Source organism: Streptomyces sp. NBC_01506, assembly GCF_045040295.1.
Classification (GTDB): Bacteria; Actinomycetota; Actinomycetes; order Streptomycetales; family Streptomycetaceae; genus Streptomyces.
Genome location: NZ_CP109422.1, coordinates 4388329 through 4405895 on the forward strand (window position 1 = coordinate 4388329; position 17567 = coordinate 4405895).

The 17567-nt window shown below is 70.2% G+C and carries 16 protein-coding genes; 5 read left to right on the forward strand and 11 right to left on the reverse strand.

The genetic code is table 11. The annotated features are described in order from the left end of the window. Positions 1-17 precede the first annotated feature (17 nt). Positions 18-401: a VOC family protein gene (locus OG329_RS19080; RefSeq protein ID WP_405796631.1), complete on the forward strand. Its 384-nt coding sequence runs from the start codon at positions 18-20 to the stop codon at positions 399-401. Positions 402-404: 3 nt separating this feature from the next. On the opposite strand, the gene OG329_RS19085 is transcribed toward OG329_RS19080, so the two are convergent. The 10 genes from OG329_RS19085 to OG329_RS19130 form a co-directional block, all read right to left on the reverse strand. Then, positions 405-1715 (reverse strand): dihydroorotase, encoded by a 1311-nt coding sequence (locus OG329_RS19085; protein ID WP_405796633.1) that lies wholly within the window; start codon positions 1713-1715, stop codon positions 405-407. Further along, positions 1712-2590 (reverse strand): dihydroorotate oxidase electron transfer subunit, encoded by an 879-nt coding sequence (locus OG329_RS19090; protein ID WP_405796634.1) that lies wholly within the window; start codon positions 2588-2590, stop codon positions 1712-1714. The genes OG329_RS19085 and OG329_RS19090 overlap by 4 nt, the downstream gene beginning before the upstream one ends. After that, the gene (locus OG329_RS19095) at positions 2587-3897 is read right to left on the reverse strand and encodes a Zn-dependent hydrolase (RefSeq protein ID WP_405796636.1); all 1311 of its coding nucleotides are present in this window, start codon (positions 3895-3897) and stop codon (positions 2587-2589) included. The genes OG329_RS19090 and OG329_RS19095 overlap by 4 nt, the downstream gene beginning before the upstream one ends. Continuing rightward, a complete protein-coding gene (locus OG329_RS19100) occupies positions 3894-4376 on the reverse strand; it encodes a hypothetical protein (RefSeq protein WP_405796637.1) in 483 nt (160 codons plus the stop codon). The genes OG329_RS19095 and OG329_RS19100 overlap by 4 nt, the downstream gene beginning before the upstream one ends. Beyond that, a complete protein-coding gene (locus OG329_RS19105; RefSeq protein ID WP_405796639.1) occupies positions 4373-4987 on the reverse strand; it encodes a hypothetical protein in 615 nt (204 codons plus the stop codon). Before OG329_RS19105 ends, OG329_RS19100 begins: the two co-directional genes overlap by 4 nt. Positions 4988-5048: 61 nt before the next feature. Further along, positions 5049-6026: a dihydroorotate dehydrogenase gene (locus tag OG329_RS19110; RefSeq protein WP_405796640.1), complete on the reverse strand. Its 978-nt coding sequence runs from the start codon at positions 6024-6026 to the stop codon at positions 5049-5051. Positions 6027-6094: 68 nt separating this feature from the next. Then, positions 6095-6916 (reverse strand): ABC transporter permease, encoded by an 822-nt coding sequence (locus OG329_RS19115; protein WP_405796641.1) that lies wholly within the window; start codon positions 6914-6916, stop codon positions 6095-6097. Next, positions 6903-7943 (reverse strand): ABC transporter substrate-binding protein, encoded by a 1041-nt coding sequence (locus tag OG329_RS19120; RefSeq protein ID WP_405796643.1) that lies wholly within the window; start codon positions 7941-7943, stop codon positions 6903-6905. The genes OG329_RS19115 and OG329_RS19120 overlap by 14 nt, the downstream gene beginning before the upstream one ends. A gap of 35 nt (positions 7944-7978) precedes the next feature. Continuing rightward, the gene (locus OG329_RS19125) at positions 7979-8830 is read right to left on the reverse strand and encodes an ABC transporter permease (protein ID WP_405801912.1); all 852 of its coding nucleotides are present in this window, start codon (positions 8828-8830) and stop codon (positions 7979-7981) included. Positions 8831-8832: 2 nt separating this feature from the next. Further along, entirely contained in the window at positions 8833-9582 is a 750-nt protein-coding gene (locus OG329_RS19130; protein WP_405796645.1) for an ABC transporter ATP-binding protein, read from the reverse strand. 428 nt (positions 9583-10010) lie between these two features. On the opposite strand from OG329_RS19130, the gene OG329_RS19135 reads away from it, so the two are divergent. The 4 genes from OG329_RS19135 (at position 10011) to OG329_RS19150 (ending at position 17087) form a co-directional block, all read left to right on the forward strand. Beyond that, entirely contained in the window at positions 10011-10856 is an 846-nt protein-coding gene (locus tag OG329_RS19135; RefSeq protein ID WP_405796646.1) for a nucleoside phosphorylase, read from the forward strand. 135 nt (positions 10857-10991) lie between these two features. Further along, on the forward strand, positions 10992-11765 hold the full coding sequence (locus tag OG329_RS19140) for an IclR family transcriptional regulator (protein WP_405801913.1): 774 nt from the start codon (positions 10992-10994) through the stop codon (positions 11763-11765). Between the two features lie 184 nt (positions 11766-11949). After that, a complete protein-coding gene (locus tag OG329_RS19145; RefSeq protein ID WP_405796648.1) occupies positions 11950-12321 on the forward strand; it encodes a hypothetical protein in 372 nt (123 codons plus the stop codon). A 17-nt stretch (positions 12322-12338) separates the two neighbouring features. Next, positions 12339-17087, forward strand: coding sequence for a caspase family protein (locus OG329_RS19150; protein ID WP_405796649.1), 4749 nt, complete (start codon positions 12339-12341; stop codon positions 17085-17087). A gap of 6 nt (positions 17088-17093) precedes the next feature. On the opposite strand, the gene OG329_RS19155 is transcribed toward OG329_RS19150, so the two are convergent. Beyond that, positions 17094-17549 carry a VOC family protein gene (locus tag OG329_RS19155; RefSeq protein ID WP_405796651.1) on the reverse strand — a complete coding sequence of 152 codons (456 nt, stop codon included), beginning with the start codon at positions 17547-17549 and terminating at the stop codon, positions 17094-17096. Between the last annotated feature and the right edge of the window lie 18 nt (positions 17550-17567).

Genomic DNA, 17567 nt, shown 5'->3' on the forward strand with positions numbered 1-17567 from the left:
CAGGGAAGCTCGCGCCCATGGTTTCGGTATTGCAGAACGTGGCGATCGACTGTGCGGATGCCTATGGGCTGGCCCGGTTCTGGAGCGGTGTCACCGGCCGGCCGCTGCATCCGGAGGACAGGCCGGGTGCCCAGGAGACTCAAGTGCTGCTCGCGGACGGACCGGTGCTGCACTTCAATCAGGTGCCCGAGCCCAAGACCGTCAAGAACCGGATCCATCTGTGTCTGCGCCCCGAGACCTCCCGCGATGAGGAGGTGGAGCGGCTGATGGGTCTCGGGGCCACCTTTGTCGCCGATCACCGGAATCCCGACGGGTCGGGCTGGGCGGTTCTCGCCGACCCCGAGGGCAATGAACTGTGCGTGCTGCGCAGTGAGTCCGACCGGGCCGCCATGGGTTCCTGACGCTCACGCGCCGTCCGGGCCGCCCGTCGATGTGGCCAGTCGGCCGTCGATGTCCGCCGTGACGCGGCCCTCGACCATGGTCGCCACGACGCGATGGCGGAACGTCATGCCGTGGAAGGGGGTGTTGTCCGACGCGCTGACCGACCGTGTCCGGTCCACCCGCCAGTTCGCCCGGGGGTCCACCAGGGTGAACGTCGCCGGCTCCCCCGCGCGCAAGGGACGGCCCGCCACGGCGGACAGCCCCGCGACAGCGGCGGGGCGGGTCGACATCACCGTGGCCACGAGGGCCCAGTCCGGTTCGGCCCCGGCGCCCAGGGCCTCGGCGACCACGGGTAGGGCGGTCTCCAGGCCCAGCATGCCGAACGGGGCCTCGCACCAGTGGTTGTCCTTGCTCGAGGCGGTGTGCGGGGCGTGGTCGGTGGCGACCGCGTCGATCGTTCCGTCGCGCAGGGCCGCGCGCAGCGCCGTCACGTCCTCTGCCGTGCGCAGGGGCGGGTTCACCTTGTGCAGGGGGTCGGCGTCGTGCGTCATGGCGTCGGTGAGCAGCAGATGGTGGGGGGTCACCTCGGCCGTCACCGGCCAGCCGCGTGACTTCGCCCAGCGGACGATTTCGACGGTCCCGGCTGTGGAGACATGACAGATGTGCAGCCGTCCGCCGGTGGCCCCGGCGAGTACGACGTCGCGGGCGACGATCGACTCCTCGCCCGTCGCCGGCCACGGCGGCAGACCGGTGGCGCGCGCCGCCGCACCGGCGTTGACCTGGCCGCCCGCCACGAGACGCGGGCACTGCGCGTGCTGCGCGACGAGGGTTCCGGTACGGCGTGCCGCCTCCAACGCCCGTACCAGCAGCGCGGGGTCGTCCACACATACGCCGTCGTCGGAGAACATCACGGCGCCCGCCGCCGCCATGGCATCGAGGGGCGCGAGGTCGCGACCCGCGAGTCCGCTGGTGACGGCCCCCACCGGGTGCACCCGGCAGGACGCGGTCAGCGCCGCCCGGTCGATGATGTGGCGTACGCGTTCCGGAGTGTCCGTCACCGGTACGCAGTTGGCCATGGCGAGCACGTCGGAGTACCCGCCGTGCGCCGCCGCCCTCGTACCACTCGCGATGGTCTCCGAGGGTGTGTCACCGGGCTCGCGCAGATGGGTGTGGAGGTCCACCAGGGCCGGCAGCAGGATCAGACCGTCGCCGTCGGCTGTTGTCACGGAAGGTGTTACGGCGGTGATGCGGCTGCCGCGTACGGTCACGTCCTGCGGCGCACCGCCGAGCGGTCGGACCCCTCGCAGGACCGTCGTCCCCGCAGGGCCGTTCACCGGCCGGTGTCCGCGCGCGCGAGGCGGAAGACCGGGCCGTCCGCGCAGATCAGCGGGGACTCCTCGGGACCGCTGCGGGTCCCGGTGGCGCAGCCGTGGCAGTACCCGAGGCCACAAGCCATATGGGCCTCCAGCGACACCTGTACGTCCGCCGACCAGCGGCGGCCCAGCTCCTCGCAGAGCCGGGCCAGCCGCTCCGAACCGCACGTCATGATCTGCTGCGGCGGGGCCTGGTCCAGCTCCGCCGTCAGCAGGTCCCGCAGTTGGGCCGGATCGCTGGCGCCGGTGTCGTCGGTGACCTCGTACAGCCGTGTCACACCGGCCGCCCGGTAGACGTCCGCGCCCACGACCCGGTCCGCGCTCCGGCCGCTGGCCACGGCGGCGATCTCGATGTCGGTCCCCGCGCACTCCTGCGCGACCGTGGTCAGCGAACAGGTGCCGATGCCCCGTCCGACCAGCAGGACGCGCCGCGTCGGGGCCGCGATCCTGAAACCCCGGCCCAGCGGTCCCACCACCAGCATCCGCTCGCCCGGCCGGAAGGAGGCCAGCCGGCGCGTGCCGTCACCGACCACTCCGAGGAGGATGTCGAGGGTGCCGGCCTCCGGATTCCGGCCGTACACGGCCATGGGGCGGGGCAGGACGGGGTCCGTCTCGCCGTCCCGGGCGGCGGTCAGCATCACGAACTGTCCCGCCTGGCACGTCCGGGCGATGCTCGGTGCCTCCAGCCGCAGGAAGTGGTAGCCCCGGCCGTACGGGGTGGAGGCGAGGACCCGGGCCCGGTGCCAGGTCGGGGCGGGCAGGTCGGTCCCGGATCCGCGTAGCGGTGTGACGCTGTCCCTGACCGGTATGCCAGCGTCCGTGTCGAGGGTGTTCATGCTGCTGGGGCCTCCTGTGCGGACAGCCGGGCGTCGAGTCGCAGCAGACCCGAGGCCAGGATGTCGGTGCCGACCGCGAGTTCGTCCTGGCGGGTCAGCTCGTCGGGACTGTGGCTGACCCCGCCGTTGTGGCTGGGGACGAAGATCATGCCGGTGGGCACCACATGGTTGATCATCTGTGCGTCGTGGCTGGCTCCGCTGGGCATGACCCGGTGCGCGATCCCGGCGTCCGTCGCCGCCTCGGCGACGGTGTCCCGCAGCCAGCGGGGGAGGATGACGGGGGAGGCGTCGGCCAGCAGTTGGGATTCGCACCCGATCCCGCGCCGGGAGCAGATGCTCTGCGCGGCGTCGACGATCTCCGCCGCCGTCAGCCGCTGCCGGTCGTTGTCGACGTCCCGGACGTCGACATACACCTCGGCGCTCCCGGCGATCGTGGTGAGGGACCCGGGCGAGGCGTGCATACGGCCGACCGTCGCGCGGGTGCCGTGATGGCGGCTGTCGTTGGCAAGGGTCTCGATCATCAGGATGACCTCGGCCGCCGCGGCCATCGCGTCGGCCCGCAGCCGCATCGGGGTTCCCCCGGTGTGCGAGGCCCGTCCGGTGAGGTCGAGACGCAGCCGGGTACTGCCCGAGATCAGGTCCACGAGTCCGATCGGAACGGACTCGGACTCCAGCAACGAGCCCTGCTCGATGTGCAGTTCCAGGAACGCCGCCCAGTCCTCGGCGCGCCAGCGGGCCGACTCCGTGTCGTCCGGGTCGAGGCCCACGGCTTCCATGGCCTGTGCCAGCGATACGCCCCCGGCGTCCCGCTTGGCCCGCAGATCGGCGGGGCCGGTCAGCCCCGCGACGATCCGGCTGCCCGTGCACGCCTGCCCGAAGCGGGCTCCCTCCTCGGCGGCGAAGGCCACGAAGCGGACCGGCCGGGTGAGCCGGATCCCGCCCGAGACGAACAGCCGCGCCACCTCCATCGCCGCGACCACACCGGCTATCCCGTCGTACGCGCCGGCGCCCGGCACGCTGTCGAGATGCGAGCCGGTGCCCACCCCCGGCAGTCCGGGGGCCGTGCCGGGCAGTTCGGCGACCGTGTTGCCGGCCGTGTCCGTACGTACTTCCAGGCCGAGCGCACGCATGTACGCCGCGTATACGTCATGGGCCCGGCGCTCGAGCGGGGTGTGGGCGAGGCGGGTGACGCCGGGGCCGCTGCCGGGCTCCGACAGCGCGGCGAAGGTGTCCAGATGTGTCTGGAGCCGGTCGGCGTCGGCGCGGGGCAGGGCCGCGATGGCCGCCTGGAGGGTCGGTGCGCTCATCGCAGGCCGGCCGACGAGGCTTCCGCCTCGGAGAGCAGCGATACGACGGGTACGGAACCGGCGGCGTCGAGCGTCGGCGTGTGCAGGACGGCGGCCACCGCCGTCACTTCGGCGTCGGCTCCGCGCAGCAGACTGAGCATGGCCTGGAGCCGGCGCGGCTCCCAGGCGGTCGCCAGCAGCACGACCCGGTCGCCGGGGGTGATCGACGGGGTGACGGAGGTGATCCCGGACTCGTCGGTGACCCGCAGGACGGTCGCGCCCGTGGCCAGGGCCACGATGTGGGCGAGTACGGCTTCGTCGCTGCTCTCCCACACCGAGATGTGGTCCGGTGCCAGTTCGCGTACGGCGTCGGCGACGGCCCGGCCGATGAGGTCGGCGGCGGCCGGGGAGACCTGCGTGTTGAGGGTGGTGCCGTAGGCGTCCGTGGCCGCGCCGAGTTCACGGATGCCGGCGAGGATCGCGGGGGTGCTTTCGGTCATCGGGGATCCACCTCTTTCTTGTCGGTGGTGGTGGAGAAGGCGGGGAGGGCGGGGAGGGCGGGGAAGGCGGAGAACAGCGCGTGGAACCGTACGTCGTACCGCTCCTGGAGCACGTCCGCCACGCTGCTGCCGCCACTGCCGTCACTGCTGTCGAGCACGCTCAGGACGCCGGAGACCCGCATCCCGGCCTTCCGGGCGGCGAGCACCGGTGGTGCCGCGTCCTGCGCCGTACCCACCAACGGCACGACGACGACGGTGTGTTCGCCCGCGTGGGCCTCGCCCGTCAGTCGCGCCTCGTCCCCGCCGCCGGTCCCGCCGGTCACCGTCGCGAACGGCAGCCCCGTGTGCAGCGCCAGGGCGGTGGTGACGGCGATGCCGTCGGGGCCGGCGCACACCAGCCGGTCGGTCCCCGGCGGGAGCGCTTCGGACAGCAGGGCCGCGGTGCGGCGCAGGATGGAAGGCCGGCTCTGGACGGCTTCGATGTCGACCCGGCCGTCGCCGCCGGGGGCCACCGCGAGGATGTCGGCGTACAGTTCGGCGCTGCGCTGCCCGGCGCTCTGGAAGGCGCTGGGCGCGTCAGGTGCCGTACGCAGGACCTGGGCGAGGTTCATGTGGGGCCTTCCGTGAATGGGACGGTCGGTGGAGAGCAGCGCGAGGTGCGGACGTACGAGGTCAGATCCGCACCGTGCCGCGTACGTCCGCGAGACGGGCGATGCCGAGTTCGCCGCACAGGACGTCGAGATCCCGCAGGACCTGGGTCATCGCGTACGGGCGGGTGAACGTCGCGGTGCCCATCTGTACGGCGGTGGCCCCGGCCAGGACGAACTCCAGGACGTCCCGCGCGGTGCTGATGCCGCCGCATCCGACGACGGGTATCGACACGGCCTCGGCGGCCTGCCACACCAGGCGCAGCACCAGGGGCCGCACCGCCGGTCCGGACAGCCCTCCCACCCCGTTGCCCAGCACCGCGCTGCGCCCGTGCACGTCGATGGCCATGCCGGGGAAGGTGTTGGCGACGGTCACGGCACTCGCGCCCGCCTGCTCGGCGGCCCGCGCGATGTCGCCGATCGAGGTCACGTTCGGGGTGAGTTTGACGACGACGGGCAGCGACGTGCGTGCCACGACACCGGAGACGACGCGCTCCACGGTCGCCGCGTCCGTACCGATGGCGAGCCCGCCGTGCTCGAGGTTCGGGCAGGAGACGTTCACCTCCAGTGCCTCGCAGGGCGCGTCGGCCAGATCCTCGGTGATCCGCAGATACTCGTCCACGGCGAGGCCCCCGACGCTCACCACGACCGGCACCCCGAACGACCGGTAGCGGGGCAGCACCGTACGGATGAACTCCGGCGATCCCGGGCTGGGGATCCCCACGCTGTTCAGCATCCCCTGGGCGCTCTCGGTGAGCCGGTGCGAGGGGTTGCCGGAACGCCGTTGCGAGAAGAGGGTCTTGGTGACCACGGCGCCCAGCTCACGCACCGGCAGGAGAGCGGCGAGTTCGGGACCGAAGCAGCCCGACGCGGGCATGACGGGGTTGGCCAGCCGCAGCGGGCCCAGTGAGACCGCGAGGTCGGTCCGGGACGCGGCGTGGTCCGCGAAGTGCCGGTCGCGGTCGTCGAGCACCGCGGGACTGTGGTCCTGAACCTCCGTCATGGGGGGCCTGCCTTCTGCGTCAGGGGGATCGAGGTGAAGGGGGAAGGGGGGAACGGGAACTGGGGAACTCAGCCGCCGAATCGCTCGGTGAGCTTGCGCTCGGCCCAGCCGATCAGCGCGTACATGACCCAGGCCATGAGACAGAGCAGCCCGAGGCAGATGATCACGAGCTTGATGTCGTCGTTGTCCTGCGCCTGCTTCTCCAGATAGCCGAGCCCCGACTGCGCTCCGATGAACTCGCCGATGACCGCCGCCGTCACCGCCTGGAGCACCCCCAGCCGCAGCCCCACGGCGATGGCCGGCAGGCTGTACGGCAGGTCGATCTTGAACGCTCTGGCGACCGGTCCGATACGCAGCAGACGGGCCAGGTCGTCAACGCCCTTGGGCACGGACCGCAGTCGCGTCACCATGTTGATCATGACGGGGTAGAACGACACCAGGGCCACGAGGGCGATCTTGGAGCCGACACCGAGTCCCAGCCAGAGCACGATCAGCGGCGCGATCGAGATCTTCGGGGTCACCTGCGCCACGATGACGAGCGGCATCAGCAGCCGTTCGACGATCGGCAGCCGGGTGAAGAGGATCGCCAGGACGACCCCCGCCACCGCGCCGATCAGCACACCTTGCGCCACCTCGGCGAGCGTCTGCTGGACATGCACCGTGAGTACGTCGTCCGAGGCCAACTGCCAGGCGTGCTCGGCGACGGCGGCCGGGCTCGGCAGCTTGTAGGCCGGTATCGAGAACACCGCGGTGATCAGCCACCAGAGGCCGACACCGGCCAGCAGGGACAGCGTGCCGATCACCACCGGCCGGACGGCGTCGGCCGTCCGGCCGGGACGGGCGGGGTGGCCGGAGCGGCCGGCGCGGGCGGGCGCCTCAGCCGAGGTCATTCGGCTTCACCACCAGGTCACCGGCGTCGAAGGACGAGTCGAGGAGCTTGAACTGCTTCTGGGAGTCGATGGCCTGCTGCCAGCGCGCGAGGTCCGCGGAGCCCAGGCCGTTCTTCTCGGTGTTGTCCGACTGCCACAGGCTCTTGGCGAACAGGTCCTCGACGATCGTGGTGATGTCGCTCTCCTGGCCCTTGAAGGAGGAGGCGTACTTCTTCACCGACATGTCGACCGCCGCGCGCGGGTTCTTGACCGTGTACTCGATGCCGCTGTTCAGCGCCTTGTCGAACGCCTTGACCGTGTCAGGGTCGTTCTTGACCTTGTCCTCGCCGGCGATGACGACGTTGCCGAAGGAGGGCAGGTACTTGTCGCTCAGTATCTGGTTGACGTCGACGCCGGCGGACTGGAGCGCGTAGTAGCGCAGGCGCGAGAAGACGATCGCGTCGACCTGCCCGTTCTTCAGCGCGTCCACGATGACGCCGGTGCCCAGGGTGCGGACCTTGACGTCGGACAGCTTCAGACCGGCGCTCTCCAGCATCGCCTGGAGCTGGATGTAGTTGGGGCTGCCGAGGTCGGTGACGGCGACGGTCTTGCCCTTCAGGTCGGCGGGGGACTTGATGTTCGCCGAGGGCTGGGACAGCAGCGCGCCGATGCCCTGCTGGTACGTGGTGTGCACGACCTTGGTCTTGATGCCCTTGCCGTACGCGGTGATGACCGAGTCGCCGTTCGGGAAGCCGAAGTCGACGTTGCCCGACGCGACGTTCTTCACGATGTCGGAGCCCTGGGCGTAGGTGAACTGGACGTCGAGGCCCGCGTCGGCGAAGTAGCCCTGCTCCTTGGCCGCGTACAGCGGGGCGTAGTACGGCACCGCGGCGCCGTCGATCTGGATGGTGACCTTCTTGGTTCCGTCGGACGACGTCTTCGCCGAGTCGGAGGAGCCGGGGCTGCACGAGGTGGCGAGGAGCGCGGCGACGGCCAGGACGGCGGGGATGCCGACGAGCTTCAGGGACCTTCTGCTGGTGCTGTTCATGATCTGTCCTTAGGGAGGCGAGGTGGGAGTGAAACTCAGCGGCGTCCGCGCAGGAGCCTGCGCTCGGCCAGGGAGACGAGGCCGAATCCGAGGAGCCCGACCGCTACCGTGATCAGGACCGCGGCGATCAGCAGTGGGGTGTCACTGGAGGTGTTGCCGAGCACCATGAGGTAACCCAGGCCGCGTTCGGAGGCGAGGTACTCCGCCAGGAACGCGCCGGTCATGGCGTCGATGACGGCGATCTTGGCGCCGGCCAGCAGCGCGGGCACGGCTGCGGGGAGCTGGATCATCCGCAGGTACTGCCAGCGGGACAGATGCAGCAGTTTGCCCAGTGTGCGCATGTCCTCGGGCACGTCCTTCAGCCCGAGCATCGTGGCCATGGCCATCGGGAAGAAGACGAGCAGCAGGATGAGCGCGTACTGCGAGGTCAGGCTGAGACCGAACCACAGCACCAGCAGCGGTGCGACGGCGATCTTCGGAGCCGCCTGGAGCAGCACCATGTACGGGGCGAGAATCTCGCGGACCGTACGGGAGGCCCACAGGACCCAGCCCAGGGCGATGCCGATCAGTGACCCGCCGACGAATCCCAGCACGATGTTGCGCAGGGTGTAGGTGAGGTTGGGCCACAGCGTGCCGTCCTGGACCAGCTTCACCCCCGCGTCCAGTACGTCACCGGGAGCGGGCAGCAGATAGGACGGTACGTCGGCGAGCCGGACGTAGGCGCTCCAGGCGACCAGCACGACCGCCGCGTACGCGAGCGGCGTCAGGACGCGTACGACCCCGCGGGACACACGGGACATACGGGAAATATCGCTGCCGCCGGTGCCGGACGCGGCGGAACGCTTGACGTCCCGGTCCGGGCCCCGGCGGCGGGTGAGGGTTTCCATGCTCACACCAGCTCCTGGCGGAGCATGCCGGCGAACTTCGCGAATTCCGGCAACTGCCTTGTCTCGGGGGTGCGTTCACGGCTCAGCGGGACGGTGTGGACGGATTTGATACGGCCCGGCCGCGCCGACATCACGGCCACCCGGTCGGCGAGGTAGGTGGCCTCCTCGACGCTGTGGGTGACCAGGACGATGGTCTTGTGGGTCGTCTCCCAGATCCGCAGCAGATCGTCGTGGAGCCGGTCCCTGGTGATCGCGTCCAGCGCGCCGAAGGGCTCGTCCATGAGCAGGATCCGCGGGTTGTAGGCCAACGCCCGCGCGATGGCGGTGCGCTGGCGCATACCGCCGGACAGCTCCTTGGGGAACGAATCGGCGAAGTCGGTGAGACCGACCAGGTCGAGGAGGGCAGTCACCTGCTCGCGCCCCTGCTCCGAGGTGTCGCGCTGCGCCTCCAGCCCCAGGGAGACATTGCGCCGCACCGTGCGCCACGGAAGCAGCGCCGGCTCCTGGAAGACGAAGCCGATGTCCTTGCCCGGACGCGGCGGGACGCTCCAGCTCAGGTCGCCCTCGAAGTCCGTGTCCAGACCGGCCATCATCCGCAGCAGCGTCGACTTGCCGCATCCCGAGGGGCCGATGAGCGCGACGATCTCGCCCTCGCCCACGTCCAGGTCGACGTCCTCGAGCGCCACCACCTTCGAGCGCTTGGCGGCGGTGTAGGTCTTGTGGACACCGCGCACCGACAGCAGGGGGTTCATGCGGACCCCGCCCCCGCGGTCGCGCGGCCCGAGTCGGCCGAGACGCCCGCGCCGCGATGAGACCCGTTATCGGCGTGTATGGGGTGGTGTGGCATGAAGATCTCCTCAGTAGTCACGGCGGCTCGATGTCCGTACGGGGCCCGGCGGGATCGTTCCGGACCACCGGCACACACCACCGCATTGCAGCTTCCGTATCTGGAAAGCGTATTTCCACTGCGTTGTTCAGAGGTTGGGCTGTTTTTCAGCCACAGTCAAGACCTAGATCTGACCCTCAATTCGGTGTATACCGTGTTGCGGGTTCGATTTTCCCGGCACAGAGGCTCGCGCGGTGACTCATGCAGTCTCGGCCAGATGCCGAAAAGTTACCCCCCCGTCACCCATCCTTTTCCATCTATGGAAATCAAGAACTCCTACGGAGGTCGTCGCCGATGGCGAGAAGCGCACAGGATCCCTGGCACAGGGGGGCACCGCCCCACCTCCCGGCCGGCGCCGCCGCCGAAGCCCTGCCACCGGTCTGCCTGCTCCCGGGCGACCCCGCCCGGGTCGACCTGGCGGCCGAGGTGCTGGACGACTTCCGAGTCCTCGGCCAGAACCGGGAGTTCAGGATCGGTACCGGCCGCGCGCCCGGCGGGCGGCGGATCGCGGTCTGCTCGACCGGCATCGGCGGCCCCTCCACCGAGATCGCCGTGGTCGAGCTGGCCCGGCTCGGAGTCAGGACCGTGCTGCGCACCGGCGGCATGGGCGCCCTGACCGACCGCATCGCGCCTGGCACCGTGTGCGCGGCCACCCGGGCGGTGCCGGGCAGCGGCGCAGCCTCGTACTATCCCTTCGCCCCGGACGGACCGGCGGCCCATCCGGCCGTCCTGACCGCTCTGCGGCGTACGGCACACGAGTTGGCCGTACCACTCACCGAGATCTCCGTCGCCACGGTCGACTCGTACTACCTCGGGCAGGGGCGCCCCCTGCCCGGACACGAGGAACGCGCGGCCAGCAGGATGGACGACCTTCGCGAACTGGGCGTCGACGGCGTGGAGATGGAGACCGAGACGGTGCTGGCGGTGGCCGGGGCCCTCGGCCTGCGGGCGGGCGCCGTACTGGTCGCGCACGCCAATCGCGCCACCGACGACTGGCTGGAGGACTACCGTCCCGCCCAACTCGCCATGCTCCGGGTGGCTGTGGGCGCCGCGGCGCTACTCTCGAACGAGGACGACCCTGGAGCGGAGACGGCGGACACGGCGGACACCGGGGACCCGACCGGAACGGCGCACGGGTAACCGCGCACCGGCACCGGCGCCACGCACGAGCGGGCGTGCCGGCGGTGTCAGGACGAAGCCCCTGTCCCCCGCCCGGTAGTCCTTTGGCCCCAACGAACGGACAGACCGCTGAGTACCGACAGTTACACCAGAACGCTGCGCGTCCTGCGGGCCATCGCGGCCCACGCGCGCGGCATGTCGCTGCAACAGTTGCACGAGGAGCTGGGCATCCCGATAGGCAGTCTGCACCGGGTGATGGCCGCGCTCGTCGAGGAACGTTACGTGACCCGCTCCCCCAGCAACCGCCGCTACTTCCTCGGACCGGCCTTCACCGAGCTGTCCACGATGGCCGTCGCCTCGCAGGGGACGGCGCTCAGCCCGCCGCGCCCCATGGAAGAGGCCGCCAAGGAGAGCGGCGAGACCGTGTTCCTCACCGAACTCACCGGCTCCCGGCTGCTGTGCGTGGCCCTGGTCGAGGGCATACACCCGCTGCGCCTGTTCGTCCGGGTGGGCCAGGACATGCCCCCGCACGCGGCGGCCTCGGCCCGCAGCATCCTCGCCTACCAGACACCCGAGACCGTCGCCATGGTGCTGCGCGCACAGGAGTTGACGGCCTACACCGCGGACACCCCGCACACGGTCGAGCATGTGACCGCCCATCTCGTCCAGGTGCGGATGCAGGGTTTCGACGTGTGCGAGAACGAACTGGACGACGACGTCTGGGCGGTGTCCGCCCCCGTGTTCGGCTCCACCGGACAGACCACGTCCAGCATCACCCTCGCCGCCGCGGGCCGGCGGATGAGGGACCCGCTGGCCCGCACCCGCGCCACCGAGACGACGCTGCGGGCCGCCCGCGCGCTGTCGATGGAGCAGGGCTACGCCGCCGCCTCCCCCGCCCGCTTCCGCCCCTCACCCGAACCCGCCGGCTAGGGCGGCCCGGCATCACCTGCGTCATCCCCGCCGCGCTCCCGGCGACGACGCGTACGGGCAGCGGCAGCGGTGCCGACACCGGCACCGGCACCGGCACCGGGTGAATTCTCGTCAAGTGGCATTCGGAGAGTAGCGCGATGACTCTATGATGTGACGATTTCCACGCTTGGGACGAGGGGGAGCGATGTTCGAGACGGCCAAAGTCGCGGCTGCCGAGGAAGACGCCGCCGTGGCGGAGCCGGCGGGGCTGGACGTACTGGTGTCCATCGACGATACCGAAACACCCTCCGGCTCCGGCGACATGGGCATCTTCGGACGTCGCGGCGAGGACCCGTCGGTCCGGCGTATCCCCACCACCGTCCTGCGGGACAACCTCCAACGCACCGTGGACACCCTGCATCAGGTACTCGCCGGCCTCCAAGTACCCGAAGGCGGCATGCCGTTGCAGCAGGCGCAGGTCTCCTTCGAGATCACCGCGACCGGCGGCATCGCCATCGTGGGGACATCCGCGCAAGTGGGCGCCAAGGGCGCCATCACGCTGACCTTCGGCTCCTGATCCCGCCGGAGAGCGTGATGACCGGCTCGTACCGCGCCCTGCTGATCGGCGTACCGACCTACCTCGACTCCCACATCGACCCGCTGCCCTTCGTCACCGACGACATCGCCGAGTTGGCGGAGGCGCTGTCCGCCGTCGGGTACGACGTACACACCCACAACGTCGAGGAGACCGACCGGGAGAGCATCGACTACGCCGTCGAAGCCTTCTTCCAGGGCGCCACTTCGGACGAGACGCTGCTCCTCTACCTCAGTGGCCACGGAATCCACCACGACGGCAAGGACTATCTCGTCCCCAAGGGCGCGCGGACCGCGTCCCACGACTTCCGCGGCAAATGCCTCTCGCTCGACTTCAGCGGCTATGTCGAGCGCAGCGACGCCGGTGACGTGGTCGTGTTCGTGGACGCCTGCCGTGAGGGCATCACCCTGCGGGAGATGTCCGTCGGCAACGCCGTCGGCTGGTCCAACATGCGGGTCGTGCGCACCGGCGACCGCCATTACGGCCATGTGTACGCCTGCTCGCCCGGCGAGCGCTCGCGCTACACCCGGGCAGGAAACAGCACCTTCAGCATCTTCTCCCGCGCCCTGAGCACCGTCGTGGCGGACGAGGCGGGCGGGAGCACGCTGCGCGAACTCAAGGAACAGTTGCAGAGCGCGACGGACGCGCTGACGGCCCAACACGACCTGCCTCGCCAGCAGATCCGGGTCCGTACGGAGACGGAGACCGAGGACTTCGTCGTGCTGGAGCGGCCCGACCGCACCGCGCCGGGGGCCGGTGGAGAGCACCCCTGGGTGACGGCGGCCCGCGGCCACCCGGCGTGGAAGCTGGTCGACGGCACCCCCGGCGCCGACGCCATGCGCGCCGCCGCCGTGGCCCTCGTCGCCCAGATCGCCCCGCAGTCCGCCCGGGACGAGACCCTGCTGACGGAAGACCCCTGGCGGCCCGTCGACTTCGCGGAACGCATGACCGGCGCGGTGGGCTGGCTGCTGTCCAAGCTCAGCCCGGACAAACTGAAACTGTCCGCCGCCGAGGCCGCCCTGCTGGTCGTCGTGCCCTACCTCTACGTGTCGTGCACCAACCGTGCCTCGGTACAGGCCCTGGAGGTCCGGCCCACCGACCTCGGTCAGGTGCCCTGTCCCAGCGCCGCCCGCGCGAGCTACGAGCAGTTCTTCAACAACCGCGAACGGCTCGTGCGCCGCGCCGAACTCGCGGACCTGTCGCCCGACAAGGGCGACCGCGCGTCCGACATCGCCTGGTGGCTGTTCCGCCGCTGGCTGACGACGAAGCCCGGCGGGTTCCAGGAGAAGGTCCTCGACAGCCTGCTCGGCCCCGTGGAGAGCCTGCTGGAGTACCTGCCCGCCGACGCCGACCGCAAGTTGGTCGCCGAACTGTTCGAGCTGAAGACCCTGCCGATGCTGCTGCGCTCGCTGCGCACCTCGTTCGACACCACCACCATCCGGCCCAAACGCCACCTGGCGGGCGGTGCCGATGTGGAGCAGCACGTACGGGAGCAACTGCTCACCGTCCTGGTCACGGTCGCGCACCACCTGGCGATCGACCCGATCCTGCTGTCGGACGTCGTCGTGGAGCACCTGGGCATCAACTACTCCGTAAAACTGGAGCAGTTGCACCGGACGATCCAGACGGCCCGCTGGGACCACTACGGCCGCACCCGCGTCCTCAACGCCACCTGCCACCATCCGGCGATCGGCCTGGCTCTCCAGCAGCAGGCCGCCGCCCTGGACGCGCTGTTCGGCACGGTCGACATCCAGTCGGGCGGTGATCCTCAGATGAAGCCGTTGGAGGACCTGCCGGCGCACGCCACGGCCGACCAGGTGCGGCCGGCCCCGACCGCCGCCGGGAAGCTCGCGTACGAGACGACGGACCTGCGCTTCCGACTCGCCGACGACCGTATCCAGAAGCTCCTGATGGGCGAGCAACTGTACGGAGATCCGGCGCTGGCGATCCGGGAGCTGTACCAGAACGCGCTCGACGCCTGCCGCTACCGAGGGGCCCGCACCCGGTACCTCCGGTTGCGCCACCCCGACGTCGCCCCCTCTCCGGGGCGCATCACCTTCAGTCAGGACGTGGACGAACACGGCCGGACCTACATCGAGTGCACCGACAACGGCATCGGCATGGGAGAACGCGAACTCCGCGAAGTCTTCTCCCATGCCGGCATGCGCTTCGCCGACCTCCCCGAATACCTGGACGAGCAGGCCGAATGGCGCGAGGTGGGCATCGAACTCCACCCCAACAGCCGCTTCGGCATCGGCGTACTCAGCTACTTCATGCTCGCCGACGACGTCTCGGTGACCACCTGCCGCCTGGACCGCGAGGGTCACCCGGGGCGACGCCTCCAGGTGGACATCGCGGGACCGGGGTCCCTGTTCCACATCCAGGATCTGGGACGGGGGTACGAGGCGGGCACCACCGTGCGCCTGTATCCCCGCCCGTCCGCCGAACTGCCGTCGTGCACCAGCCTGTTGAGGCGGCTGCTGTGGATCTCCGAGTACTCGGTCGTGGCACAGGACGCGGAGGACCGGTTCGAGTGGCAGCCGAACGAGCTGTCGGACGTGGCGCCGCTGGGCTACGGAGACCCGTATGACGCGGATACGGTGCGCGACGCCGACATCGCGGTTGACGGCACCTCCCGTCCGGATGTGTGGTGGACGAACACACAAGGCGGCGTCCTGGCGGACGGTGTGTGGATCGGTGTTCCGCTGTTCGGCTTCGTGGTCAACCTGACCGGGACAAAGGTGCCGCAGTTGACCGTCGACCGCAGGCGCACCCTGGCCTACGACGAGGGCCATGTCCGGCAGCGGTTGCGCGAGGAGATCCCGGCGCTGCTGCGGGAGGGTGGCGAGGTCTTCGGCCACGACTGGCTGTCGGATCTGGTCGCCCACCATCCCGCGCTGGCGGACGAGATAGCCGAAGCCGCGGTGGACTGCGGGTACAGCCCCTGGACGGCGGGCGGGCGGGAGCTGGACATCACCAAGGCGGGTTGCTTCCCGCTGGACAGAGAGATCACGGATGGGAGCGCCTGGCTGGACCATCCCATCAAGGCATTCGCGGACCCCGTCCTCGAATGGCGAGCCAGGGCTGCGGCGGCGGCGGGGGCGCTCCCCGGGGTGACACTCGCCGACCCCGGGTCGGTGGTACGGGCCCGGCCCACTGACTTCGGTCTGCTCAATTCCCAGCCAGTCGGCCAAGACCCGAGCAACAAGTTCAGCTCCAAGGGCCAGCACTTCGCGGAGAACTGGCTCGACCCCGAGCGGCCGGTGCCCCTGGGGCACGTTCTGGAGTTCGCTCACGCGGTGGGACGCGGTCCGCGAGAGACGGTGGGCAGGCTCCTGGAGCTGGGATTCCGGCTTGCGGAGGGTGTGCCCCTGCCCGACACGGTCATCGCTGATGACCTGCTCATTCTCAGCAGGGACCTCGACCGGATGCCGCCGTGGCTGGACGCGGCCGAACCGGTTCCGCTGGGGCACGTGTTGGCAGTCGCCGAGGAGACGAAACGCCGCCCCCCAGACATCGCGGCCAGGCTCGCGGAACTCGGGCCGTTCCTCGTCCAGGGCGCGGCGGCGGTCGAGATCGCCGAGCCCGATGACTCCCGCCTGCTCAGCGTCGCGGATCTGGGCGGACGGCGGCAGTGGCTGGACGCGGCCGAACCGGTTCCGCTGGGGCACCTGTTGACGGCGGCCAAGCAGACGAAACGCCACCCCACGGAAGTGGCGGCCAGGCTCGCGGAACTCGGACTGCACCTTCCGGCGGGCGCCGCGCCGCCCTCGGTCGTGGAGCCCGACGACCTGATCATTCTGCGCGAGGACCCGAAGGACGAGCTGTACTGGTGGGACATCACCAGGCCGGTGCCACCGGCGCAGGTGCTGGTGGCCGCCCATGTGGTGGGGCGGCCACCGGGGGAAGTGGCGGACAGGATGGTCCGGCTCGGCCTGCAACTGCACACGGAGGCTGTGCTGCCCACGGCCGTGGACCCCGAAGATCTCGCCTTGCTCAACACGGGAAGCGAGCGGAATCCGCACTGGCTGAGCACCATCTGGCCAGTTCAGTTGGGGTACGTGTTGGCAGTGGCCGAGCGGACGAAGCGCCGTCCCGTGGAGGTGGCCGCCAGGCTCGCGGAACTCGGGCTGGACCTTCCGGCGGGCGCCGCGCCGCCGGACGTGGTCGAGTTCGACGATCTCGTGATCCTCAGCAGCAGCGTGAACCGGGCCGAGCCATGGCTGAATGTGGCCGAACCGGTTCCCCTGGGCCATGTCCTCGCGGCGGCCGAGCAGACGAAGCGTCGTCCTGCGGAGATAGCGGCCCGGCTTGCCGAGTTGGGACTACGGCTCGTGGAAGGAATGGTGCTGCCGGATACGGTCGGAGTCGATGATCCTGCCATCCTCAGCCGCGATCACGATCGGATCGCACCATGGCTGGACGCGTCGGTACCAGTGCCGGTGAACCATGTGGTGCGTGTGGCGAACCGATTGGGGCGCCGTCCCGCGAAGGTGGCCGCCAGACTCGTGACACTCGGATTGCGGGTGGCGGGCGAAGCCGCCCAACTCGAGAAGATCGAGCTGGAGGATCTTCGGATGTTCAGTGACCGCGAGGATAGGGACCAATGGGACAGGAAGACCCCGGTCAAGCTGTGCCGGGTCTACCAGGGGTCCGTCCTCAGCGGACGCCCCATCCTGGAAGTCGCCCGACGCCTGCGCGACATCGGATTCACGCTGGCCGACGACGTGATCTACGCCGACGAATAGCCGCGTCTACCCGGGCGGGTCGGCGCGATCCGCGAACAGGCCCTCCAACATGCCGGTGGCCTGCCCGACTTCGATCAGGTAGCCGTCCGGATCCTGTACGTAGCAGCGGAGTTCGGCCTTGCGGTCAAGGGGCTCGGTGAGGAACCGCGCGCCCTTGGCGACCGCCTGCTCGTAGAAGGCCGCGATGTCGGCCACCCGTACGTTGAGGAAGGAGGACACGGGGTCGCCGGGTTCGGGGGCGGTGAGGATGACGTCGGGCTTGTCGGGTGTGGGGCCACCGCCCGGGTTCATGATGATCCAGCCGTTGGCGATCTTCACGATGCAGGGGTTCTCCTCCAGCACCACCTGCCCGCCGAACACCTCCGCGTAGAAGCGTCGCGAGACCGCGACGTCCCGCACGGTCACGAAGTGGGTCAGTACCAGACCTTCGGACGGCGTCGGCCAGTTGTCACGGGAAGTCATGAGGGTCGTCCTTCCACT